We start from the raw sequence: 23,068 nt of genomic DNA, 5'->3' as shown, positions 1-23,068 counted from the left end.
TGTATAAAGGCACTCTACCGTATTCAAACGCATATTCTATGTATGAATAAAGATAAAGGAGAATAGGGTCGGTGCATAAGTATTCAAAGGGTTGGTTTGTCAAAGTATTGCGTGCTCATGGAATAATGGTTCATCCTCAATTTAAAAGTCATTTAGGCTTATATAAAGAATCTGAATTACGAAATTTATATTATCGTTATGTCGAAATAGAGTCTGCTGAGCAAAATCAATAGACCGTTTGTTTGAATAACTCCTTTCTAGGAAAAACTAGTGATTAGAAAGGAGTTTTACGATGTGGATGATGACTCAAACATGGCAAGATGTTCTATTTTTACATTGGCCGATAGACCCTCAAGAACTCGAAAAACATGTACCTAAAGAACTGAAGCTCGATCTCTTTGAACAAAATGCCTGGCTTAGTGCTGTAGTTTTTAAAGTTTATCGACATCGGCTACGCTTTCTACCACCTCTTCCGGGGATGAATACCTATTTACAATTGAATGTCCGAACATATGTGGAGTATAACGGCATGAAAGGCATCTATTTTTTTCATTTAGATGTGACGAATAATTTCTTATCAAAAATTACGGCAATAGGTAGCTTGCCATATCGCCATTCCAACATCCTAGTAAAACAAAGAGGAAATCACTATTCATACACAAGCCATTACAAAGCATGTGACGAAAGATTGAGGGTTATTTATACAATAGGAGACAAGACCAATACTAATTTTGACCGATGGATTGTAGAGCGCTACCATTCATGGGCGAAATGGAAGGATACACTTTTTCGCATTGATATTCACCACTCCACATGGGAATTAAAGCGAGCCAACGTAACGATTCAAAGCAATACATTAGCCTCTTTTATGAAGGGTAGTCTTCAGGGCATACAGCCTCATGCTCATTATGCCAAAAACAAAACGGCGAGAGTTTTTCCTCCAGCAGTTGAGCGTAAAATGGTCATAAATGCATCAAGATTTTTACATTAAAAGAGGTAACAAAATTGCATCACGATGGCACTGGCAATCATATCTGACATCGCAAGTGCCTCTGCTTCAATTTCATCAAATACGTCTACATCTGCCTGAAAATCTTTTTGTATCATCGTGACAGCTTCATTTTTCGTTAAAGCTAAATGCGTATAAAACATTTTTTGTACTGCCTCTCTACTTAGGTATGGATTGATTGTATGCAAAAAGAAAGCAATATCATCTGCATTACGATACCATTCCTTTTCTTTTGCTTCTGCTGTGGTAGCGTCACCTTTCGCAGCAGCTGTCACTAATTGAGCCGCAATTACCAGATGCTCTTTAATTAAAGCTGCATAACGATCCGCCACGGAGTCCCCATAAAAGGGGCGTAAACAATTCCCTAAATCGGTTGCATTGCGTAGCAAACGCTGCTGCACAAAGGGTAAATCAGGCAAATTAAACACAATGCTAATAATAGTCATCCGTGTCCAATTTACATGCTCCATCCAAAGTAAGCGATTCATAGCCATAAAGTCTGCTTCGCCTTTACTAATACAGCGTCGGTAATCATTTGACTGTAAAAAGTGACGAATCGGAGCCGTATACTGCGTATAGGGGGCATGATACAGCTGGCTTAATGAAAAACCATTTGAATAGGGGTACAAGGCTTCACTCCTTCTTGTTCTATCTCCTACAGTAGCATACTCCAAGGAATCTCAGAGTATGAAGAACAAGAAAGAAAAGAACAGACGACAAAATTACGCTTCATACATCATTTTCTTCGTCATGCCACCATCAACTGTAAGATTAATACCTGTTACAAAGTTATTCATCGGGTTTGTTAAATAGAGACAAGCCTGTGCAATATCTTCAGGCAGACCAACCCTTCCTGACAAATGCTGCGCATGATCGATTGGCCGTAGTGCCTCGTAATCACCTGTTTCAATCCACCCAGGTGAAATACAATTCACCGTAATTTGATCTGGCCCTAAAGATCGCGCTAAAGCATGTGTTAACGCTATGATACCACCCTTTGTAGCCGCATAAGCTTCTGTATGAGGCTCCGACATTTCAGCACGCGTAGAGGCCAGCGAAACAATAGAACCACCCTTTGCATTATGCCGCATCACTTTTGCAGCCTCTCTGGCACAGAAAAAGGTACCCGTTAAATTCGTCTGCAACAAATCCTGCCACTCATCAAACGTCACCTCATAGGGAGATTGATGCTGAAACTTCCCAGCATTATTAATTAATATATGAATGGTCCCATATTGCTCAACAGCTCGCTGCATCAAATGAATTATATCCTGTTCCTTTGTCACATCCGTTGGAACAAATAATGCAGAGTAGCCTTGAGCAAGCATATCCTGTTCTAACTGTTGACCTAAGCCTGCATTCAAATCAGCAATCACCACTTTTGCGCCTTGTTGTGCATATGCGAGTGTAATGCCCTTTCCAATCCCTTGTGCACCACCAGTGACAATAACGACTAAATCTTTAAACATCCTCATACCTCCTACTTTTTTATCGCCAATAGTGTAGCAAATATTTTGCTATCCGTCCTGCTAAGTGGGTGAGGAAATGGTATAATGGATGCTGTAGCAACATATGATAAAAAATATGAGGCAAACCTTGCCTGCATAGTAAAATTAATGTTGACATTATGCTATAAAGTACATATAATAAATATTGTCCTTCCTATGGAATACATAAGAAACGACATCATGTCTCAGTAGCTCAGCTGGATAGAGCAACGGCCTTCTAAGCCGTCGGTCGGGGGTTCGAATCCCTCCTGGGACGTCAAGCGAAGCCTTACAGCCACAACGGTTGTAAGCCTTTTTATTTTTATACATTGATGTATAAGTCTCTCGATAGTGCCTAAGAGGTGCCAAAATCAGTCTTTTTCATCGAAAAGTTTATCAAAATGAGAACTAGCTCGTTGATCTGTTTCTTGTAAAGTGGTATTAAATGTGAAACAAGATAGTCCAGAGACAGTCCTGCTAAGAATGTTTTTAAAATAAACTAGAAAAGAAATTTTTCGTAGTGCTAACAATTGAATTAAAAGTAGAGGAAATGAAATTAATAGCAGCACTTATTGCATTTTTTACAGTTTCCACAACAGTAACAAAAACATTTAAAACTTTATCCATAATATCTTGTATAAAGGCACCGACTTTATCAGCAATAGTAAGGATTAGTGTTTGAGCTGCAGGATGCTCTTCACCAAAATCTATCAACGAATCGTAGTATTTATTGATCATGTCTTCCGATTTTTTTAAAGCTTCCTCTTTTTTCTTCCGCATATTTTCAAAAAAAGCTGTTTGATTTTTATCATTCTCTAACTGCTTAACATTTTCTTTTAAGTCTAATTCTTCTTGCACATAAAAACTATTAACGTTCTCCTGATATTCTTGTGTTAGTTTTTGTAATTCATCAGGTGCGTCTGATAATGAAGGAGCTTGAAGTCCAATGAACGCTGCTAAAGAAAATTCATTGGTTTGCTCTCCCGTATAAGCATCTCTCATTTGATTCATAATACTACTAAAATTTTTTACTGCTACTGTCATAATTATTCCTCCTAGTAATTTAATTGTTGAAACAACTATAGATTATCAATAAAAGGTTAAAATTAGGTTAAAAAACATAAATTTACTTTTTTGTTTTAATATATAATATACTGGCGATGAGATAAGTTAATTAAAATAATCTGTATTTAATAATAGTAGAAAGACCACTCCATGATGGGTGGTCTCAATCATTATATAGCGTTACATGATGTGGAGAAAATTAAAAAAGACCATCTCTAATAGAGTGGTCAAAAATACTAACTTGTCTTACATTATAATGAAGTTGACTTACCTTTTTTCTCATCCACAATAAGGTCTTCTTCACGTTGTGGGCGAGGGGCTTCCGTACGCCCATTAGGTTTTTTTGGGTCTGCTCCACTAGTAAATGATTGTTTTGTTGGCTCGTCTGTTGCAAACTCTGTATTTTTTTTGTCTCGTTTCATGTCGACACCTCCTAAAGATATTATTTATCTTATCCAATAAAATATCCCTTGTTTATTTCTACTTCCTATTTAAATATTTCAGATCATCCCAAGATTATGTAAGGAAAATTTGGTAGGAAATTTCTGATGTTTGGATTTTGCATAAAATAATTGATTATTTAGAAAAAATGAATTTTTATGTTAAAATAAACCAAAGAAAACATTTTAGAAAAGTATCGGCGCTTTGATTGGAGGTTGAACAGGTGGATGAGAAGAAGAAGGGGAAATTACAAATCCTCGTAATAATTTTAATGATATTACTTTTGGTTGCAACGTTTGTTTTATTTTTCATAGGTAAATATATGTTGGCATTTATTTTATTTGGAATTTTTATGCTAATACTAAATTTTATTAGTAGCTGGAAAAACCTAGATAATGCAGATTACGTTTATAGAAAAATTCATAAGAGTAACCAGAAGTGGTAATTACTAAACATTTAGCTTAGGATACTTATAGTGCTTATTTGGATAGCTGAAAGAGCAAAGAAGGATTCCTCACTTTATATGAAGAAATAGTGAGTTATAATGTTTTTCAACAACTACGGAGGTGCTTTTTTGCAAACATTTTTTAAATATAATTGGCTAGTTAGGGAAGACTGGTTTCGTTGGTGTGAAGAGTTGACTGAAGAAGAACTTTTGCAAAACCGAACTGGAGGAATGGGCAGTATATTACACACACTTTTCCATATCATTGATGTTGAATGGAGTTGGATTCGTCTATTACAAGGGAAAACTGATTTTCAGGAGAGCTTTGATGAATATAATAACTTGGAAAAGGTTCGTAAATTGGAAGCAGCATTTCATTTAGAAGTCGAAAGCTTTGTAAATCAATGGGATGACAGTATGGAAGAGCGTATACTTCATAATCCATTAGCCGATTGTAGCATTGAAACGCATACATGGGGTGAGATCATTCGTCATACCATTGCACATGAAATTCACCATATAGGACAATTATCAATTTGGGCAAGGGAGATGGGGAGAGCGCCTGTTTCAGCGAATCTAATCAGACGAGGTCTTTCTTCATCATTGAAAAATGCAGTAGGTGCTCAAATAAATATAGAAACGTCTAAATAGTGTTCCAGAAAATCTTCCAATTCATTTGAAATGGAAGATTTTTTGATGCCCAAATAAGAGAAATTGCGAGGTAAATTTCATATAGATATTTAAAGAACCAACCATCTCTATTATGGCGTAAAATACCCAGTAAATATTAGTTAAAAGCTAATGTTTACTGGGTATTTTTTGGACAATATTTAGGTTAATTAGAAATATTTATATGAAGAATAGCTAACAACTTGACAGAAGTTTAAATGGGGAGTACTATACATTGGTCGCGAAAAAAACTATTGTAACGTAACATTTTTTAAAGTGCAATACAGTACTTATCAGTTAAGTTCATATATATCTAGATTTTAATTTAATCAGTAAAAGGTAGGTGCAGAAATGAAAAATCTAGTAAATAAAAAAGATAACCTATTACAAAACTTTTTAGGAATTTATATAGTAGCAGTATTAATGTTATGGAGTAAAACATACATCTCTCAACTATCACAATTTGACTTAGGTGTAGAAGGAGTCATGCAACAATTCCTTTTACTAATAAATCCACTAGGCTCAGCAATGCTATTTCTAGGATTTTCATTTTTATTTAAAGGAAAAAGAAAATACACATCACTCGTTGTAATTTATACTTTGATGTCTATTCTTTTATATGCCAATATTGTTTATTACCGATTCTTTAGTGATTTCATTACATTACCTACACTTTCTCAAACACAGAATTTCGGTGATTTAGGTGGTAGTGTTCTTTCTTTACTAAAGCCTTATGATATTTTGTTCTTTGTAGATGTTCTTGTTATGTTTTATCTACGATTCTCTAAAAAAATTCAAAAAGATACGAAACGTTATGGCTATAAAAAAGGAATGGCAATCATTGCTATTGCATTAGCAGTATCCGTCCTTAATTTAGGACTAGCTGAAACTAATCGTCCTCAACTATTAACACGAGGTTTTGATAGAAACTATATTGTGAAATATCTAGGAATGTATAACTATACGATTTATGACTCAGTTGAAACGATGAAAGCATCGTCTCAGAGAGCTTTGGCGGATAGTAGTGATATTACTGAAGTAATTAACTATACAAAATCAAATTATGCCAAACCGAATGCCCAATATTTTGGTGCAGCAAAGGGAATGAACGTTATCTATTTACATTTAGAATCATTCCAAAACTTTTTAATCGACTATAAATTAAACGGTGAAGAAGTAACACCATTTTTAAATTCATTAGCAAAAGATAAGAATACCTTGTATTTTGATAATTTCTTCCATCAAACAGGTCAAGGGAAAACGTCTGATGCAGAATTTATGCTTGAAAACTCTTTATTTGGATTACCACAAGGATCTGCTTATATTACAAAAGCACAAAATACGTATCAGGCAGCTCCTAGTATTTTAAAAGATTATGGTTATACATCCGCTGTATTCCATGGTAATAACGGAAGCTTCTGGAATAGAAATGTGATTTATAAATCATTTGGATTCGATAAATTCTTTGATGCTAGCTACTATAACACAGGTACTTCAGAGGACATGGCTGAATATGGTTTATTAGATAAACCATTCTTTGCACAATCTCAAAATCTTTTAAGCTCCTTACCACAACCTTTTTATACAAAATTAATTACGGTAGGGAATCACTATCCATATAAAATGAATCAAGATTTAGTGACAATTGATAAAGCCAATACGGGAGATGCAAGCGTTGATAATTATTTCCAAACAGCTCGTTATGCAGACGAAGCAATTCAACAGGTCTTCCAGCAATTAAAAGAATCAGGTTTATATGATCATTCAATGATTGTTCTTTATGGTGACCATTATGGTATTTCAGATAATCATAACGCTGCAATGAGCCAAGTAATAGGAAAAGATATTACACCATATGAAAGTGCTAATTTACAACGCGTTCCATTATTTATACATGTTCCGGGTATGGAGGGTGGTACTAACCATACGTATGGTGGGCAAACAGACCTTCTTCCAACATTATTACATTTACTTGGAATTGATTCACAGCAATTTGTTCAATTTGGTTCAGACTTATTATCAGAAGAGCATGATGAAATTGTTCCATTTAGAAATGGCGATTTTGTCAGTCCTACTATTTATTCAATTAATGAAAAATATTATGATAATAAAACAGGCTTACCATTAGACGAGAGTCAATTAGAGGAAGCAAAAACGATTAAAAATGAAGTAGATCATAAATTGGCGTTATCTGATAGAGTCGTAAATGGTGACTTATTGAGATTCTATACGCCAACAGGTTATACGCCAGTTGATCCTTCTAAATATAATTACTCTCAAGATGAGAATGTAGAATCTAAATAATTTAAGTAATTTACTGGCAGTTCAAGGAGCTATGTAAGATATCAGAGTGTATAGGATATCTTACCATCTCCTTGAATTGCTTTTTTAAAGGTCATTTTTAAATAAGTATGGTATTACTAAGATTTTGTATTCTGGACGTTTCGAGGTTCAAAGAGAAAAGTTGGGCTAATTGAAAAAGCGATTCAAATCCTTTAATAGTAAGGGTTTGAATCGCTTTTATTAAGGAGAGGTAAGAGGAACCATTACGGCACTCTTTATTTTAACTTATTTCATTTTAAAGAATAATCTATATGAAAAAAGGAAAGAAATAGGTGTAAATTGTAGGAGTTGATCGTGATGGAGTTTTATAAGGATACAGTAATTTACTGTTACAGTTGTCGTAAAAAGACTGTGTTTACATGTAAAGATACGCATGAAAAAAAGGGTGTTGATAGTCATTGCAGTGAATGTACAGGTATTTGGTTTGAATGGCAAAATCGAGCTGTGGAAAGAGAAATGGAAAAGTGGATTGCATATAATAAAGAGTTAGTAAATCATATGAACCATTGATATATAACTTTTATACAAAAGTCACCTAGAATTATGAAGCGAAAAACAATAGAAAATCTAATTCTCAAGTAATGACGATGATAGTTGACAGAGCCATTTTCTTTTAAGAGAATGGTTCTTTTTCTTTTGTATAGAAACAAGCTGTCGTAGCATGAACAAAATTACTACTTCTTCATCTCACTCTTCAAATACATATAATAGATGTGCACGGAGTATTGGTTAAGAGACGTGTATAATAGATTTATTGAATCCCAAAACATGATGTGTCTGAATAGTTAATCTGGGAGGAACCATGGACGTTTATAAAAAGATTGGAATAATCGGGGGGAACAGGTAAAGAGGGGCGTTACATTGCTTCAAAAGCATCAGAGAAAGGGTATCACATGCGTATGCTTGTGAGAAACCAGAAAAGCCAATTGATAGTAAAGTAACGGAAAATATATTGGAAGTCATGTCTGATTTACATAGGGTTACGGATGGATCTAACCATTGCTGGAGATACAAAGAGTGTTATAGATAAAATGGGTGCAAAGATATTTAACATTCTTTATTCATAAATGATGAAGGATAAGAAAAAAGGGCATAGCCTTAGCCAAAATCAATTAAACAAATGGACTCTAATTAGCCTTCCATTTAAAGTAGAGGGCTAAATAGTCGAGATATAGCTTCATATATCATCAGCCAAATTGAAAATCAAAAGTATGTACAAAAGGCACCGTTTATCTCGAATTAATACTAATTTAACGAAAAATTCCACCTGTGTAGGGAGGTCAGGGCCTCAATTATATTTAATTAAAACCTTCTCCAATAAGCCTTCCAACCCCTCTCAACAGCCAATAAATGATTCTAAATGGGAGGAGAAGCAATTCTGGTATCCAAACTAGTACGTCAAGAAATAAGTCAATTAATGAATATTGATCATTACGTCGCATATCTCTTCTCTTTTTGTTTTTCCTTCCTTGCCACCATTCCTTCATATTACTCGACCCCTATTTCAAAAATAGCTTGATATATATACGGTTCAATGTTTTAGTTGGTTTCATTTTAAGTACTTTATGGAGTAAAAGCGTAGGATAATTATATTTTTCCCAGCTATCTGTAAAGCCGAAGATGTGGTAGATGGTGATATGAAATGGAACAAGGGGAAGGGTATACAGGGTTAAAAAGGGCCACTAGGCTTGGAGTGACCCTCTTTTGCTATTGAATGTGTGGATGTATTGACATTATTGTTAGCTGCCAATAATGAAGATTATCCCTTTTTCATGTTTTATCAATAAATATTAATATTCTTTTTGTACGAATGCTGCGCCTACAATAATGAGAAGAATGAATAAAACAACGATTAAAACGAATGTTGAACTATTATTCTTGCCGCCGTAGTCCATGCCACAACTCATGCTATAACCTCCGCTATAGTCATTACCATAGCCTCCATAACAACAATTGAAATTACCCATGTTTCCAAAGTATCCCATCAAGATCTCTCCTTTCTTCAGTTTATTGTATGAATGCCGTTGAAAGAGAAAAGGGTATTCGTCTAATGAATCGTATTTAGATAATTTTAAAAAGGATCTTGGGTGAAGGGTAAATTTCACTAAACACCTGATATGATGAAACTCAAAGGCGCTTGTTACAGCATGAAGAATAATTGTATTCCATGATAATGTCTTTTTCATTTAGCCTACCATTGTGAATAAGAACGTCGTTGCCAATCCACTTCATCTTTTTTTCTGTAGCTTTTAATTTAAATGCATGAGGAATTGAAAATATTTTTTTATGAATGCTGGTGGAACAAGTTTTAAGCAGGAAAAACTATGCTATCCCGTTTATTTTTAATTACATGGCACAATAGCATCATTTATCTTTTTAACTAAAAATAATGTGAGAGTTTTCTTTCATTCGCTCGTTATTACTTGTAGAGAAGAAAGGAGGTTTTCTAACTTCGTGTATTCATTAATTAATCGGCTACAAAAAAGGGATGAACAAGCTTTAAGAGAAGTGATAAACAGATATGGAGGTTATGTTAAAGCCATTGTGATAAAAGTGTTACAGCCAAATCAAACAGCAATTGAAGAATGTATCAACGATGTATTTCTAACCATTTGGCAAAAGAGTATTCAATTTACTGGTGATGAGGTTGATTTTAAAAAGTGGATTGGCGTTATCGCAAAATATAAAGCGATTGATACATATAGAAGCCTTCAAAATAAGCCTAAAACAGTCGAGTTACTTCCATCCATTTCAAATAGCAAGGATCTACCAGAAAGAATCGTCGAACAAAAAGTACAAAAAGAGCAGCTATTTATCAGTATTTTAAATTTAAGTAAAAACGATCAGGAAATTTTTCTCTTGAAATACTACTTAGGATATTCCAACGGAGAAATCGCTGAGATATTTGGTCTATCTAAATCAGCTGTAGAAAATCGTTTATATCGAGGTAAGTTAAAGTTAACAGAAGAGCTGGGAGGTATCTAAATGAACGAAAAGGACTTCATCGAAATAGATATTGAAGAGATTGAACCAATTGAATTATCTGATTGGGAAAAGATTAATATTGAAAAAAGTGTTTTACGGTCATCTTCAACCAAGAAGTATGTATTTAAAAAATGGAAGTGGGTTAGTATTGTCGCCATGCTCACATTTATTTTTGCTAGTAGCAGCATTTGGCTACCTGTAGTGGCTAATCGAGTACCAATTGTACAGCAACTATTAAATAGCAATGATAATCCCCAATTACAAGTATTTAGTGATAATGCATCAACCATCAATCAAATAGACGAAAGTAACGGAACCTCCATTGAATTAGCTGAGGCTTTTTTCGATGGAACGATTGTATCGGTTAGTTATGAAATGAAACACGAACAATCGATAGATGAACCCCCTCTATTTTGGAAGGGCGATTTAGAAGTCAACGAAAACAAGTTAGACGTACTTAGTCATCAAATCGTTAAAAAGAATGAGGCTACTTGGATTGGTATGTTTACAGCGAGAATTTCAGACAAAGTAATTGATGAAAAGGTAAATGTTCAATGGCGTCCTCAAGATTTTATAGGTATGGAAAATACGACTCTTGTAGAAGGAGCTTGGGACTTTCAGTTAGAACTTACACCAACCCGAGCGAATTCAAGAAAAGTAAATATACCATTTGGTAATGATCAATACCAGCTATTATATAATCAAATAACAGAGGGAAAATATATAACCACTCTTTATTTTGAGGGAAATCTTGACTGGGAGACAGAATTTTTAATGGTAGACATAGAAGATAATCTTGGAAATGTATATGAAAAGGTAGGAGCAACAACCATTAAAAGCGGTTCTGGGCGAGTAAATGGTTATGTTGAGGTTTTTATACCTGATTCTACTATTCGAACGCTAATCATTACGCCAACTATAAGAATTGTTGATGAAAAAACATTAGAGCGGAAAGAGCTTGTTCCGCTCCCAAGTATTAATATTTCTCTAAAATGATATGGTCTGTTCCTACAACTTCTTTCCAAAGTGCTGAAGGAATCAATTCTTACCTTCAAAGATGGATGTAGTTGCAATGAATGATACAGGTCAGCATCTTTACCATTAGCTCATATTACGCAGTATTCAGTCAAAATAAAGCTATTAATTGTAGCTAAATATCTTTTAAACTATTAAATTTTTAATTATTCCTTTTAGTACCAATTATCAAAAAGCCTATTAATAAATATAGAAGACTGGCCGAAATGGAGCTATACAACAGGAATGTAATAGAAGTTGGTGCCCAAACTTTAATAAATGTCCAATTTAAGCCGCCAAGTACTATGTTAGGCGTGATAAATAGTGCTGTCAGCATTGTCGCCACAAGTATAGTATGGGCAGATAATAACAATATTCTTTTGTAATTTAGATTTGCCATACTACGTTGTTTTTTATAAAGGTTGCGTATATTTTGAACGAATAGATAACAGAAAATAATGCTGATTGCGATGATGATAGCACATATGATTGTTACAATTTTATCTAGCTTTTGATAGCTGCTGATATGTTGCATGTCAATCGTTTTGCCCTCCCATAAATCCATGACACCTTGTCCAATCGCTGTTGTAGAGCTTGTATTCATATTGGCTAAAATAGCCACGCCGATTTGTTCGTCAGGTTGCAAAATGAAATACGAGGAAAAGGTTGGATTCTCACCAGCATGGTATATATATGACTTTGTGTCCTTTTTCACAACGGCCCAACCGTTTGCATAGTAAGTATTCGTATCAAAAGGCTCCACTGTTAGATCTGGAGTATGCGATTCTTGAATTAAATTGTTACTGATTGAATAGATATCACTGTTTCCTACCTGTAATTTTAACCATCTGGCTATATCATTAGCGTTACTGATGATATAACCAGCAGGGATGTTGCCACGATAGATAGGTGGTATGTATCGCTGCTCTCTCATTAGACCTATTTTATAGCCAGAAGCCATATGTGTGGAATGTACTTGGTGAATTCCTACAAAAGATTGATGCATACCAACAGATTGTAAAATTTTCTGTTGAATATACTGATCGAATGGCTGTTTTGCAACTTGTTCAATGACGAGGCCTAAGACATCATAGTTGATGGTTGCATATTCAAAAGAACTCCCTGGTTGACGATTTAGTGATTGATCCAGCAGTGTTTTAACTGTTAATTCAAGGGCATTATCCGCTGTGCTTTCTGGGATTTGAGTAATGGAATTTGAGGGAATTCCGCTAGTATGAGACAATAGCTGCTGTATTGTCACAGCCTGATCCTCGCCTTTATAGGTTAATGATAACCAAGGGATATACTTTCGGACATCATCTGATCGTTTTAACAAACCTTGTTTTTCTAATTGTAAAATAGCGAGTCCTGTAAATGCCTTAGACGTGGAGCCCAACTCAAAAAGAGTATCAGAGGTAACAGGAGTTTTTGTTTTCGTATCTGCAAAGCCAAAGCCCCGTTGATAGACGGTTTTCCCTTTATCAACAATAATTACTGAAATTCCTGGGATTTTACTAATGGTTTGCTGCTCCTTAATAAACTGATCAATTTTACTAATTGTATTATTTGATGCTGCGTGTCCAAATCCGGGTGTGAACGTAAAAAATAGTAACATTACTGTCATCATCACCGATTTCTTCATGAATAATGTCATGTTGTTTTTCTCCTTAGAACGTAATGTGCTTGTGACAACATGGTTTACTGTAACAAGAAAAATAAGGGTAAACAATCGATTAACATGACTATTTCCGGGATAACATGACAAAATTGTCACTTCAAAAAGGGCCACTCCTAAAACTAATAGGAGGGCCCTTGAAATTTTATTTAATTTGTTTCTGGCTCTGGCGTAAAATCTTGACCGTTAAATATTAATTTAGATGGTGAGATAAGAATTTCTCTGTTCGCTTCGTAGTAAGGGTCTAAAACTTTATAAAAGGCTTCCCATTGCTCGCCAGCTTTTTCATCTTCACCCTTTTGTTCAAGGGCAACTGCTTCTTCATAGTGTTGTTTTAATTTTGCGTAATCTGCATTACTAATGCTGAATTCGAAATCTGCCATATATTCCTCGAAGGGAACTGGTTTAAAGTGTGGGCGAAGTATTTCATAGAATTCATCCCATTTCTTCATGGACAATTCTTCGTCTTTATCTTTTTCAGCTTTTTGTGCCTCTTCATAGATTGTTTTAAGTTTTGCAAGTTCCTCTTTTGTTAAATCGACGTTCATATCCGCCATATACTCTTCAAAAGTTAAAGGTGGATATAATTCTTGGTAATAAGGTTCAAGAATAGTGAAAATTTTATCAATGTTTTCTGATGCCTCATCCGTTTTATTTTCTTTTACATACTTAATCCAGTTACTATAAAGTGTTTTTAGCTGTTCTTTATCTTGTGCTTTGATAACAATATTTTTTTCAGCAAATGCAGCTTCATTAATAAATTCTTCAAAAGGCTCAGGTTGCCAATTTGCTAATTCGTAAGGTCTTGTGATGTTATCCATCGCCACATAGATTCGTTCCATTTCCTCATAATTCTCTTCTTTTTCAGCCTTTTTCATGTCAGAAAAGAGTTTTTCTAGTTGGACTAATTCTTCTTTTGTTACTTCTTTAGGTAAGCTTTTTTTATAGACGGAAAAGGTAAAGAAATCTGAGTAATCTTTCACAATACTACCCTCAACTAAAATTTCCTGATCCTCTGCTAGCTTTAACTGCTCAATTTGTTTATCTGAGAAATTGTGTAAACCGATGTAGTAGTTTTTTCCATCTGTCCCTTTAAGGGTAATGCTGCTACCATCAAAATATTTAATGGTACCTGTTATTTTTTGTTCTATTTGAATCGTTACATTATTTGTTGTATCAACAGCTGTTGCACCAGCTTGAAGTGGTGTTAATACAGCCATCCCAAGTGTTAATGCTGAAGCTAATAGCCATGTTTTTTTAGCAGGTTTTTTCATATTTATCAATTCTCCTTTAGGTTAACTTCTGTTACCAATTATTAGACGTTTTACCAATTGAAAAAGTTTTAACTTTTTGAAAAAAATTTTAAGAAATTAAAGAGTGGAGGATTCATGATAAGACTCACTGTTTTAGTATCTGTAGTCTTTGAAAAATAGCTATTATTTACAGCACAGACCATGCAAAGGGTTGATTATCGAAGCAAAGATTTACAAGGATTAGTGCGCTTCCAGAGAAAATTCATGGGCACGAACTAAGGCATTATTGCAGCTTATACTGTTTTAAGCTCTTTTTCTCCTAATTGAAGATTTTAGGAGAGACGCTGTCATTCTAATGTTTAAACTCATAAGATAACTTGCATCCGTTTAATCCAAGCTCTTCTACTGTTCATCCTGGAAATAGATTTTATAGAATTTGCGATTCGTTGCCTCATCATAGCCAACTTCAATTAATTCATCTATTTGGTCGATATGTTGAATATTTACTTGGATTTCAATATTGGAATCCAGTTTGATTTTACGTTTGTATTTCTTTTCAGCTTTTTCTAGCGCACTATCAGAAATGATAGTCTCATAGGGTTTGACCGAATTAATGATGACATCTTTTTGGGTAGTGTCCGCTTGCTCAAAAACAGTTTCGATATAATGATTTACCTGAAACTCCTCTTCATTTCTAAAGTAATCCAGTGTTTTGTTCAAAAGCCCAAGTTTTTCTGTGCTTGTATAATTTTCTTCCTTTAAAATGAATTTTTTGCATTCTGTTAGTGCTAAATTGGTTTTATAATAATGCTCATCTGCTGCTTGTATTTTTAAAAATCGTTCTTGCCAATAAACGATATCTTCTTTACGCTTTGTTTTAATATACACGGCAGGAGATTGATCTGGTCCCATATCAACAATAATAGCCATATTATTAATCTTCTTCACGTTAATGCCATCCACACCGTGCACGATCATTTGATTGTGTTCATTTTTCACATCTAAAAACATTTCCTTTTCATCAATTTTGACAATAGCGAGGATTTTTTTAGCCTCATTCAATAGTAAACAATTTTCAAATAGGCCAATAAAGAGTTCTCCGCTTTTGATGTTTGGATGCTGTGACACACTATGTAAGTGCTTGGCTATATTTTGTGATTGTTCTAGGAAGTTATTTTCCTGCTCGAAAATCGCTCTTGAATACGTAAAAACTTCATTGAGTGCAATATTGCTTTCATGGAAAAATTCATATTGCTGTTCCATGTCAATTTTATTAAAAGCAAGCTGTGTAAAGGCTGCTTCTAACATGACCTCAGGTTGTGTAAAAACTTCTTCTCCTAAAATAAGCGTCTCGCTCAAAAAATGCAGACTATAGTGTGCTAATTTACTTTCACTGACTTCTAGCATAAATCTCACCTTCTAATTTTTCATAGTAGCTAGTATACCATAACTTAAAGATTGCTTTTATAAGCACCAGTACTCATTGGAGGCAGATTTTTATAACCACCGAATGTTAGTGTTTTGTTATGAAAGAATGTTGAGGGTTGGAAGTTTAAAATACTGTTGCTTAGATAAAGATAAAAACATGTAGGGATACTCTGTACAAGTGTACTAAAGAGGGTGATCAATATGTGGGAAAAGGTTATTTCCTACATGCCACATTGGCAAGTTTTTTTACAAGGCTTTTTAGCATTTTTTATTCCATATTTAATTTATAAATTATTTCATGTTTTTTTATTTGTTAATAAGAGCAATGGCAAAATTGAGATGATAGAAAATAGTGAACAAGGTGAGATGATACACATACCTGTTCAAAAAACGTTAGAGCAATTTACAGGCGATTATAATAAAGATCTTTTACAAATGAGGAAAGAACTTGGCCATAATTGGGATATTCATTTTAGAGAATTTCAAATAGGGAATACGGATACTCGTGCAGCGATCGTTTTTCTTAAAGGATTATGCGATAAAGAATTGATTGACAAACATATTTTGAAATCATTAATGAATGGACATACAGAAAAGTCATCAGTTTTAAGAGGGCATGAACTACAGCAATCGATTATTAATGAAATGCTACCAGTGAGTGATCTGTTAGAGGAAAAGAAAGTTATGAAAGCTGTTGGGAAAGTACTAACGGGTTCCACTGTATTAATTGTGGATGGCATACAGCATGTATTGATCATTGGTACGTCACATGGCAAAACTCGTAATCTTGAGGAGCCTGTTTCTGAGGCATTAGTACGTGGGCCTAGAGTGGGCTTCACGGAAAAATTAAGTGTAAATACCTCTTTATTAAGACAGCATGGTGAGAATCGAAATTTATCGATTATTGAGATGGAAGTGGGCGAGCGTACGAAAAAAGAGTTGGTTTTAGCCTATATAGATGAAATTGTGCAGCCTAATCTTGTCAAAGAGGTGAAGGAACGAATTGAAACAATCCATTTGGATGATGTTGCTGAATCGGGATATATTGAGCAATTGATGGAGGATAATTACCTCAGTCCATTTTCGCAAGTGCAAAGTACCGAGCGTCCTGATCGGGTTATTGCTGCTTTACTAGAGGGACGAGTCGCAATTCTTTTAGATGGAACTCCCTTTGCATTAATTGTGCCAGTCACGTTTAATATGCTACTGCAATCACCAGAGGATTACTATGAACGTTGGTTATCGAGCTCACTTATTCGCTTGCTTCGCTATTTTGCAGCAGGTATCTCTTTATTTGGCCCGTCCCTGTACATTGCTTTTGTATCATTTCATCAAGGTTTAATCCCCACTAAACTAGCGCTGTCGATGATGGCAACAAGGCAGGGAGTACCGTTCCCAGCATTGATTGAAGCCCTCATTATGGAAGTCGCTATTGAGATATTACGAGAAGCAGGACTTCGTCTACCGAAGCCAATTGGTCCGACGATGGGGATCGTTGGAGGGCTTGTTATTGGAGAAGCCGCCGTACAGGCAGGAATTGTTAGTCCAATCATGGTCATTGTGGTTGCATTAACAGCAATTTCCTCTTTTGCTATCCCTCAATATAATGCTGGTATCACGCTAAGAATGCTACGTTTTGTGGCGATGTTTTCCGCAGCTTTATTTGGACTATATGGCATCATTCTATTCTTCTTATTCCTTTGCAGTCATTTGGTAAAGCTAAAAAGCTTCGGTGTATCCTATTTGAGCCCAACTATTCCGTATCGAGCAGGTGATTGGAAAGATTTTATGGTGCGAATGCCGTTAAAGATGATGAAGCATCGTCCTAGATTGTTAAAGCCAAAAGATTCGGTCCGCAAAGGGGAATAAGAGAAAGGGAGCAAAACAGCCATGAACAGCAGTATGAAAGATAAAATAACGACGTCACAAGCAGTTGTTATTATTATTAACTATATTCTTGCCACTGGGATTCTTACTTTACCTCGTGCATCTGTAGAAAAAGTAAAAACGCCAGATGTTTGGATTAGTGTATTTTTAGGTGGAGTCGTTGCAATGATTGCAGGTGTAATTATTGTGAAGCTAAGCCAACAATACCCTGACAAAACATTTTATCAATATAATCAAGATATCATAGGGAAGTGGTTAGGCTGGTTTATAAGTGCGTGTGTAATTGCCTACTTTTTTACCATTTCTGCCTTTGAAGTTCGCATCATGGCTGAAGTAACTTCTCTCTTTTTATTAGAAGGGACCCCCACTTGGGCGATTATTTTGCCCTTCTTATGGGTTGGGCTTTACTTAATAAGCGGTGGCATCAATACAATCGCTCGTTTATTTGAAATCATTTTTCCTATTACCTTTGTTATTTTTTTACTTGTGGCCTTTTTAAGTTTAGGGATTTTTGAAATCGATAATTTAAGACCAGTACTCGGTCTGGGCGTTGTTCCGATGTTAAAGGGAATAAAAACAGCGACACTGGCATTTTTAGGGCCTGAAATTATGCTACTACTTGTGGCATTTATGTACCCCTCAGATAAATCAAAGGCCGTAAAGGTTGTACTGGCGGGTATAGCCATACCTTTACTCTTTTATGTCATCACGGTTGTGATGGTCATTGGTGCTCTATCCATTGAGGGGGTTTTGACAAGGACTTGGCCAACAATTGAATTAATGCGAAGTTTTGAAATCCCTGGTTTAATTTTTGAACGCTTTGAGTCATTTCTTCTTGTAATTTGGATTATGCAAATCTTTGCTACCTTTACGATTACTTATTATGCCGCTACTTTAGGATTAGCCCAACTGTTTAAGAAAAATATGCATCCCTTCTTATATGGGCTACTTCCGATTATTTACATTATTGCGATGACACCTAAAAATATTAACGATCTATTTACATTTGGCGATAAGATTGGTCATGCTGCATTAATTTTATTTGGTGTAGTACCGATAACCTTACTCCTTATTTCGAAATTGAAAGGAAAGAAAGCATGAAGCGAATACAGTGTTGTGTACGTTTACTTCTAGTTGCAACGGTAACCTTGCTTCTTACTGGATGTTGGAGTAGTAAAGAGATTGAGGATTTAGGCCTTATTGTAGGTACATCATTGGATTTAGAGACGGGTGATGTTTCCTCTGAAGAGCAACAAGATGCTAGGTATGCAAACAGACAGTTGCTAACAATTACCAATCAATTTGTTACGTCAGAGACTACGGTTTCTGGAACAAAAGAGGGAGCATTGCCAGAAAAAGCGTATAAAAATGTTTCTGAGACAGGTGATGCGGTGTTACCAACTTTACGAAATATGCTGTTAAAGGTTGATAAACGTTCCTTTGCTGAACATTCCAAAGTAATTATTATCGGTGAGGAATTAGCTAGTACTATCAATCTCCAACAAACGTTGGATTTTTTTCTAAGAGAATTAGAAATACGGCCGAGTGGACTGCTCTTTATTGCTCAGGATCAGGCAAGTCAGGCACTTGAAACAAATGAACCAACTAAAATTCCTGCCTTTCAATTAGTAGAAATGATGGAGGGACATGAAAGGACGACAAAAATTTTGCCTCCGATGACCGTAGCCAAACTAGAGGGGAAGCTGTATTCAGACTCTAGCTTTTTATTGCAAAATGTGAGTACGGAAAATGGAGAAGTAAAATTTGCAGGCGCTGCTATCATTGAAGGAAAAACCAAAAAGCTACGAGGATTTTTAAATGAGAGTGACCTAGAAGGAATTGCATGGATGTCTGGCGATGCGAAAGGTGGCCTAGTCAAAGGCTTTGATGAGGAGTCAGGAGCACCTATTGTGTATGAAATTATTTCAGCTAAAAGTAAAATTATTCCACATGTAAAAGGGGATCAAATCTCCTTTACGATAAAAATTCAATCAGAGGGAAGAATTGCTGAACATTGGGTTCTCTCCGATAAAGCATTTGACAATCAATTTTTGAAAAAAGCAGAGAAAGTATTTGAAAAAGAGATAGAGCGATTAGTGAGGAAAGCACTAGATAAAACGCAACATGAATTTCAAACAGATGTTTCTGGGTTTGGCAATAAACTAAGAATCGATTACCCGAAAGTATGGCAAAAAAGAAAAAAAGAATGGGATCAAACGTTTAGTGAGGTTCCTATTACATGTGAAGTGAATGTTTCCATTAAGGATTATGGCACGTCAGGTGATTAACATCGTTAATCATCTTTTTTTCTGTCCATTTAAGTATATACTGGAATTAAAGGTAGGATAGTAGATATTCGAAAAGATGGGGGATAAAGGCATGCAATTTACCATTCAATCAATCGCTACAGTTCATAACAATCGACAAATGATACAAGATGATCACTGGGGAGAGATTATTTCAACTATTGAACTTGCTGATCATATCCATGAGGCATCCTTAAAAGGAATAGAAGATTTTTCTCATCTAGAAATTATTTTTTATTTTGATAAGGTTACAGACGATCAAATCCAATATAAGGCTAGACATCCTAGAAATAATCAAGATTATCCTGAGGTAGGCATTTTCGCTCAAAGGGGTAAGAATAGACCTAATAAATTAGGAAGTACAACCGTTGCGTTGTTAGAGGTCAAACCTAGAGCATTAATCGTTCAAGGGCTAGATGCCATAGATGGCACACCTATACTAGATATAAAGCCTGTGATGAAAGAATTTTTACCTAAGAAGGATGTTAAACAGCCCGCATGGTCAGTAGATTTAATGAAGGCTTACTGGGGGTAATAACATTGTTCATACGAAGACAATTGTGGATTTCTTGCGAAGGGGAGTAGCGTGCTCCCCTAATTTTTTAAAGAATGATTCCCTCTTGGTAAAGAATGCTAATGGCATGAGAGCGATTTTTGGCACGCAATTTTTTAATAGCAGATTTTACATATTGTGTAATGGTTAATTCACTTAAATTCATAGCATCTGCTATTTCCTTTGTACTATCTCCCTGCGCTACCTGTCTCATTACCTCTAGCTCACGCTTGCTAAGAAAACCCTCTTTTTTGCTATTTCTAGCTTGCATGATAAGCTGCCCAATCATGTTTCCAAAGGTTGTCATGTCATCTAACAGCTTTTCATTTATATCGATTTCCTCTTCTAATTGGGTACTACAAATATAACCAAAAACATATTGCCCAATGTAAATCGGGACAATTAAAAACGAATTATTTTGCGAGGGAATAGAATATTTCATACTGATATTTTTTAAATAGTCCATACCTGTACAAAATTTAGCCTTCTTATCTTCAATAGCAGCATAAATAATAGGGAAGCTACGAATCTCCTCACGAATTTCACCAATATGACTACCACCCGATTCATTCAAAAAAATGATTCCTTCAGCGACAAAGCCTATTGGAGAATACCTTAATAAATAGGCATCCTTGATAGGAAAAGAATCTAAATATACCTGCAAAATGTGTATCAACAACTCTTCATGGGTGATATAACTTTGTACCGTGTCGAAACGTTTTTGAATGGTATAAAGATTGGACATGACCTATCCCCTTTTTTAAGTATATACTACGCTTAAAATAAGGAATTTTCAATATTTTCTGTAAGTTGTAGTATTTAAGTTAAGTAAATCCATATTTTCCTATTTTGATGTGAGGAGGAGCAGCAGATGAGTAGTCAAACAATTAAAGAGGTGGATGCAGTTGTTCTAGGTGCTGGGTTCGCAGGTCTGTATATGCTACATCAGTTGAGGAGTAAAGGCTTTTCGACCATTGTATACGAGGCTGGGGATGGTGTAGGAGGTGTTTGGTATTGGAATCGTTATCCTGGTGCAAGATGTGACATTGAAAGTATCTATTATAACTACACCTTTTCAAAAGAATTATATGAAGAATGGACTTGGACATCTAGATTTCCAGAGCAAGCGGAAATATTACGCTATTTAAATTATGTAGCCGATCGTTTTCAATTGCGAACAGATATTCAATTTAACACAAGAGTCACTGCAGCTCATTTTGATGAAGAACGACATAAATGGATGATTTATCTAAACGATGGACAGTACATTTTAACAAAGTATTTTATTACAGGAATAGGCTGTCTATCTGCTGCAAATGTTCCTAACATCCAAGGATTGCAGCAGTTTAACGGAAAATGGTATCACACGGGGCATTGGCCACATGAAAAGGTTGATTTTACTGGGAAGCGTGTAGGAATTATTGGGACAGGCTCAAGCGGGATTCAGGCAATACCTGTTATTGCAAAAGAAGCAGAGCAGTTAACGGTGTTTCAACGTACTCCCCAATATACGATTCCCGCTCGTAACCATGCATACGATGAGGACTTTATCAAAGAAACCAAGCAAAATTTCGAAGCGATAAAGCATTCCATGAGAAATTCTGTTTCAGGTACACCTTTTGCACAAAATCAGCAATCTGCAATGGAAGATCGTGATGATAGGAGGCAGGAGGTTTTTGAGAAAGCTTGGGCACAAGGTGGCTTTGCCTTCTCAGCTACTTATCATGACTTGTTAACGAATGAACAGTCCAATGAAAAAGCGGCAGAATTTATTCGCTCCAAAATACGACAGATTGTGAAAGACCCTGTGGTAGCAGAGAAATTATGTCCGAAGTATATGTATGGCACGAAAAGACAAGTGTTAGATAGCGATTATTTTGAAACCTATAACAGGGAGAATGTTTTACTGGTTGATGTCAAAGAATCACCCATTCAAAAAATTACAGGAGAAGGTATTCAAACGGCAGATAACCATTTTGATTTAGACATCATCATTTTTGCGACAGGCTATGATGGCATGACAGGGCCATTATTTAAGATTGATATCCAAGGAAGGAATGGCGTGTCATTAAAAGAGAAGTGGAAGGATGGGGCAGCTGTTCAAACCTATCTTGGACTCACAACAGCAGGTTTTCCTAATTTATTTATGATTACGGGACCAGAAAGCCCTTCTGTTCTCGTGAACATGCCGATTGCTATTGAGCAGCATGTCGAATGGATTGCCGAGTGCATGCATTATTTGCGTGAGCATGACATTGATCTTGTGGAACCAACAATAGAAGCAGAGGAAGCTTGGAGCACACATTGTCGAGATGTTGCTAATGCAACACTCTACGTCAAAGGTGATTCCTGGTATACGGGAGCCAATATTGAGGGCAAACCTCGAAGTTTTTTAATCTATCTAGGAGGATTTGATTATTACACAAAACATTGTAATGAGGTGGCTCAAAACAATTATGTAGGCTTTAAGTTAATGAAATTAAAATCAATATCATAGTTTGTGAGAGG

The 23,068-nt window shown here is 35.5% G+C and carries 22 protein-coding genes and 1 tRNA gene; 13 read left to right on the top strand and 10 right to left on the bottom strand.

The window, feature by feature from the left end:
- The first annotated feature begins 71 nt into the window (after positions 1-71).
- Positions 72-233 (top strand): DUF2639 domain-containing protein, encoded by a 162-nt coding sequence (locus MKZ14_RS15720; RefSeq protein ID WP_016991537.1) that lies wholly within the window; start codon positions 72-74, stop codon positions 231-233.
- Between the two features lie 59 nt (positions 234-292).
- On the top strand, positions 293-991 hold the full coding sequence (locus tag MKZ14_RS15715; protein ID WP_339280206.1) for a DUF2071 domain-containing protein: 699 nt from the start codon (positions 293-295) through the stop codon (positions 989-991).
- Here the strand turns inward: MKZ14_RS15715 and MKZ14_RS15710 are convergent.
- Both MKZ14_RS15710 and MKZ14_RS15705 read right to left on the bottom strand, forming a co-directional pair.
- Complete coding sequence (locus MKZ14_RS15710) at positions 988-1,638, bottom strand: hypothetical protein (RefSeq protein ID WP_016991536.1); 651 nt, start codon at positions 1,636-1,638, stop codon at positions 988-990. The genes MKZ14_RS15715 and MKZ14_RS15710 overlap by 4 nt on opposite strands.
- A gap of 93 nt (positions 1,639-1,731) precedes the next feature.
- Entirely contained in the window at positions 1,732-2,478 is a 747-nt protein-coding gene (locus MKZ14_RS15705; RefSeq protein ID WP_258859400.1) for a glucose 1-dehydrogenase, read from the bottom strand.
- Positions 2,479-2,699: 221 nt separating this feature from the next.
- Here MKZ14_RS15705 and MKZ14_RS15700 point away from each other — a divergent pair.
- Positions 2,700-2,773 (top strand) — tRNA-Arg (locus MKZ14_RS15700).
- 212 nt (positions 2,774-2,985) lie between these two features.
- Here the strand turns inward: MKZ14_RS15700 and MKZ14_RS15695 are convergent.
- Positions 2,986-3,540, bottom strand: a complete 555-nt coding sequence (locus MKZ14_RS15695; RefSeq protein WP_103118523.1) for a hypothetical protein — start codon at positions 3,538-3,540, stop codon at positions 2,986-2,988.
- A 272-nt stretch (positions 3,541-3,812) separates the two neighbouring features.
- A complete protein-coding gene (locus MKZ14_RS15690; RefSeq protein WP_339280205.1) occupies positions 3,813-3,983 on the bottom strand; it encodes a hypothetical protein in 171 nt (56 codons plus the stop codon).
- A 593-nt stretch (positions 3,984-4,576) separates the two neighbouring features.
- Here MKZ14_RS15690 and MKZ14_RS15685 point away from each other — a divergent pair.
- From MKZ14_RS15685 to MKZ14_RS15675, 3 genes are all read left to right on the top strand, one after another.
- Positions 4,577-5,098: a DinB family protein gene (locus MKZ14_RS15685; RefSeq protein WP_312124332.1), complete on the top strand. Its 522-nt coding sequence runs from the start codon at positions 4,577-4,579 to the stop codon at positions 5,096-5,098.
- 369 nt (positions 5,099-5,467) lie between these two features.
- Positions 5,468-7,420 carry an LTA synthase family protein gene (locus MKZ14_RS15680; RefSeq protein WP_016995028.1) on the top strand — a complete coding sequence of 651 codons (1,953 nt, stop codon included), beginning with the start codon at positions 5,468-5,470 and terminating at the stop codon, positions 7,418-7,420.
- A gap of 336 nt (positions 7,421-7,756) precedes the next feature.
- The gene (locus MKZ14_RS15675) at positions 7,757-7,969 is read left to right on the top strand and encodes a hypothetical protein (protein ID WP_016995027.1); all 213 of its coding nucleotides are present in this window, start codon (positions 7,757-7,759) and stop codon (positions 7,967-7,969) included.
- 788 nt (positions 7,970-8,757) lie between these two features.
- Here MKZ14_RS15675 and MKZ14_RS15670 read toward each other — a convergent pair.
- Together MKZ14_RS15670 and MKZ14_RS15665 are read right to left on the bottom strand one after the other, a co-directional pair.
- Positions 8,758-8,946: a hypothetical protein gene (locus tag MKZ14_RS15670; protein ID WP_016995025.1), complete on the bottom strand. Its 189-nt coding sequence runs from the start codon at positions 8,944-8,946 to the stop codon at positions 8,758-8,760.
- A 303-nt stretch (positions 8,947-9,249) separates the two neighbouring features.
- Positions 9,250-9,354 (bottom strand): YjcZ family sporulation protein, encoded by a 105-nt coding sequence (locus MKZ14_RS15665; protein WP_225341045.1) that lies wholly within the window; start codon positions 9,352-9,354, stop codon positions 9,250-9,252.
- 559 nt (positions 9,355-9,913) lie between these two features.
- On the opposite strand from MKZ14_RS15665, the gene MKZ14_RS15660 reads away from it, so the two are divergent.
- Together MKZ14_RS15660 and MKZ14_RS15655 are read left to right on the top strand one after the other, a co-directional pair.
- Positions 9,914-10,444 (top strand): sigma-70 family RNA polymerase sigma factor, encoded by a 531-nt coding sequence (locus MKZ14_RS15660; protein ID WP_339280204.1) that lies wholly within the window; start codon positions 9,914-9,916, stop codon positions 10,442-10,444.
- Positions 10,445-11,440, top strand: coding sequence for a DUF4179 domain-containing protein (locus tag MKZ14_RS15655; RefSeq protein WP_339280203.1), 996 nt, complete (start codon positions 10,445-10,447; stop codon positions 11,438-11,440).
- A 181-nt stretch (positions 11,441-11,621) separates the two neighbouring features.
- On the opposite strand, the gene MKZ14_RS15650 is transcribed toward MKZ14_RS15655, so the two are convergent.
- From MKZ14_RS15650 to MKZ14_RS15640, 3 genes are all read right to left on the bottom strand, one after another.
- A complete protein-coding gene (locus MKZ14_RS15650; protein ID WP_312124328.1) occupies positions 11,622-13,112 on the bottom strand; it encodes a serine hydrolase domain-containing protein in 1,491 nt (496 codons plus the stop codon).
- Between the two features lie 170 nt (positions 13,113-13,282).
- Entirely contained in the window at positions 13,283-14,407 is a 1,125-nt protein-coding gene (locus MKZ14_RS15645; protein ID WP_339280202.1) for a hypothetical protein, read from the bottom strand.
- 381 nt (positions 14,408-14,788) lie between these two features.
- A complete protein-coding gene (locus MKZ14_RS15640) occupies positions 14,789-15,793 on the bottom strand; it encodes a hypothetical protein (protein ID WP_016995113.1) in 1,005 nt (334 codons plus the stop codon).
- A gap of 222 nt (positions 15,794-16,015) precedes the next feature.
- Here MKZ14_RS15640 and MKZ14_RS15635 point away from each other — a divergent pair, with 222 nt between their 5' ends.
- From MKZ14_RS15635 to MKZ14_RS15620, 4 genes are all read left to right on the top strand, one after another.
- Positions 16,016-17,683: a spore germination protein gene (locus MKZ14_RS15635; RefSeq protein ID WP_339280201.1), complete on the top strand. Its 1,668-nt coding sequence runs from the start codon at positions 16,016-16,018 to the stop codon at positions 17,681-17,683.
- A 21-nt stretch (positions 17,684-17,704) separates the two neighbouring features.
- Positions 17,705-18,802 (top strand): spore germination protein, encoded by a 1,098-nt coding sequence (locus tag MKZ14_RS15630; protein ID WP_048395089.1) that lies wholly within the window; start codon positions 17,705-17,707, stop codon positions 18,800-18,802.
- Positions 18,799-19,989 (top strand): Ger(x)C family spore germination protein, encoded by a 1,191-nt coding sequence (locus MKZ14_RS15625; RefSeq protein WP_279495638.1) that lies wholly within the window; start codon positions 18,799-18,801, stop codon positions 19,987-19,989. The genes MKZ14_RS15630 and MKZ14_RS15625 overlap by 4 nt, the downstream gene beginning before the upstream one ends.
- A 91-nt stretch (positions 19,990-20,080) precedes the next feature.
- Positions 20,081-20,542 carry an SAM-dependent methyltransferase gene (locus MKZ14_RS15620; protein WP_016991850.1) on the top strand — a complete coding sequence of 154 codons (462 nt, stop codon included), beginning with the start codon at positions 20,081-20,083 and terminating at the stop codon, positions 20,540-20,542.
- Positions 20,543-20,609: 67 nt separating this feature from the next.
- Here the strand turns inward: MKZ14_RS15620 and MKZ14_RS15615 are convergent, their stop codons facing one another.
- Entirely contained in the window at positions 20,610-21,305 is a 696-nt protein-coding gene (locus MKZ14_RS15615; protein ID WP_339280200.1) for a helix-turn-helix transcriptional regulator, read from the bottom strand.
- Positions 21,306-21,431: 126 nt separating this feature from the next.
- On the opposite strand from MKZ14_RS15615, the gene MKZ14_RS15610 reads away from it, so the two are divergent.
- Positions 21,432-23,057, top strand: a complete 1,626-nt coding sequence (locus tag MKZ14_RS15610) for an NAD(P)/FAD-dependent oxidoreductase (RefSeq protein ID WP_339280199.1) — start codon at positions 21,432-21,434, stop codon at positions 23,055-23,057.
- Positions 23,058-23,068: the final 11 nt, after the last annotated feature.

The organism is Lysinibacillus sp. FSL P2-0066 (genome assembly GCF_037969495.1).
GTDB classification, from domain to species: Bacteria; Bacillota; Bacilli; order Bacillales_A; family Planococcaceae; genus Lysinibacillus; species Lysinibacillus boronitolerans.
Note: the sequence above shows the minus strand (reverse complement) of the source record. Positions and strands in the feature narration are given on the sequence as shown.

Bases quoted from the DNA above. Each gene is read 5' to 3' on its own strand.
- MKZ14_RS15690 (WP_339280205.1), bottom strand. From the start codon at position 3,983: ATGAAACGAGACAAAAAAAATACAGAGTTTGCAACAGACGAGCCAACA.
- MKZ14_RS15705 (WP_258859400.1), bottom strand. From the start codon at position 2,478: ATGTTTAAAGATTTAGTCGTTATTGTCACTGGTGGTGCACAAGGGATT.
- MKZ14_RS15630 (WP_048395089.1), top strand. From the start codon at position 17,705: ATGAACAGCAGTATGAAAGATAAAATAACGACGTCACAAGCAGTTGTT.
- MKZ14_RS15610 (WP_339280199.1), top strand. From the start codon at position 21,432: ATGAGTAGTCAAACAATTAAAGAGGTGGATGCAGTTGTTCTAGGTGCT.
- MKZ14_RS15655 (WP_339280203.1), top strand. From the start codon at position 10,445: ATGAACGAAAAGGACTTCATCGAAATAGATATTGAAGAGATTGAACCA.
- MKZ14_RS15640 (WP_016995113.1), bottom strand. From the start codon at position 15,793: ATGCTAGAAGTCAGTGAAAGTAAATTAGCACACTATAGTCTGCATTTT.
- MKZ14_RS15695 (WP_103118523.1), bottom strand. From the start codon at position 3,540: ATGACAGTAGCAGTAAAAAATTTTAGTAGTATTATGAATCAAATGAGA.
- MKZ14_RS15635 (WP_339280201.1), top strand. From the start codon at position 16,016: ATGTGGGAAAAGGTTATTTCCTACATGCCACATTGGCAAGTTTTTTTA.
- MKZ14_RS15625 (WP_279495638.1), top strand. From the start codon at position 18,799: ATGAAGCGAATACAGTGTTGTGTACGTTTACTTCTAGTTGCAACGGTA.
- MKZ14_RS15680 (WP_016995028.1), top strand. From the start codon at position 5,468: ATGAAAAATCTAGTAAATAAAAAAGATAACCTATTACAAAACTTTTTA.
- MKZ14_RS15650 (WP_312124328.1), bottom strand. From the start codon at position 13,112: ATGACATTATTCATGAAGAAATCGGTGATGATGACAGTAATGTTACTA.
- MKZ14_RS15665 (WP_225341045.1), bottom strand. From the start codon at position 9,354: ATGGACTACGGCGGCAAGAATAATAGTTCAACATTCGTTTTAATCGTT.
- MKZ14_RS15615 (WP_339280200.1), bottom strand. From the start codon at position 21,305: ATGTCCAATCTTTATACCATTCAAAAACGTTTCGACACGGTACAAAGT.
- MKZ14_RS15675 (WP_016995027.1), top strand. From the start codon at position 7,757: ATGGAGTTTTATAAGGATACAGTAATTTACTGTTACAGTTGTCGTAAA.
- MKZ14_RS15645 (WP_339280202.1), bottom strand. From the start codon at position 14,407: ATGAAAAAACCTGCTAAAAAAACATGGCTATTAGCTTCAGCATTAACA.
- MKZ14_RS15715 (WP_339280206.1), top strand. From the start codon at position 293: ATGTGGATGATGACTCAAACATGGCAAGATGTTCTATTTTTACATTGG.
- MKZ14_RS15620 (WP_016991850.1), top strand. From the start codon at position 20,081: ATGCAATTTACCATTCAATCAATCGCTACAGTTCATAACAATCGACAA.
- MKZ14_RS15670 (WP_016995025.1), bottom strand. From the start codon at position 8,946: ATGAAGGAATGGTGGCAAGGAAGGAAAAACAAAAAGAGAAGAGATATG.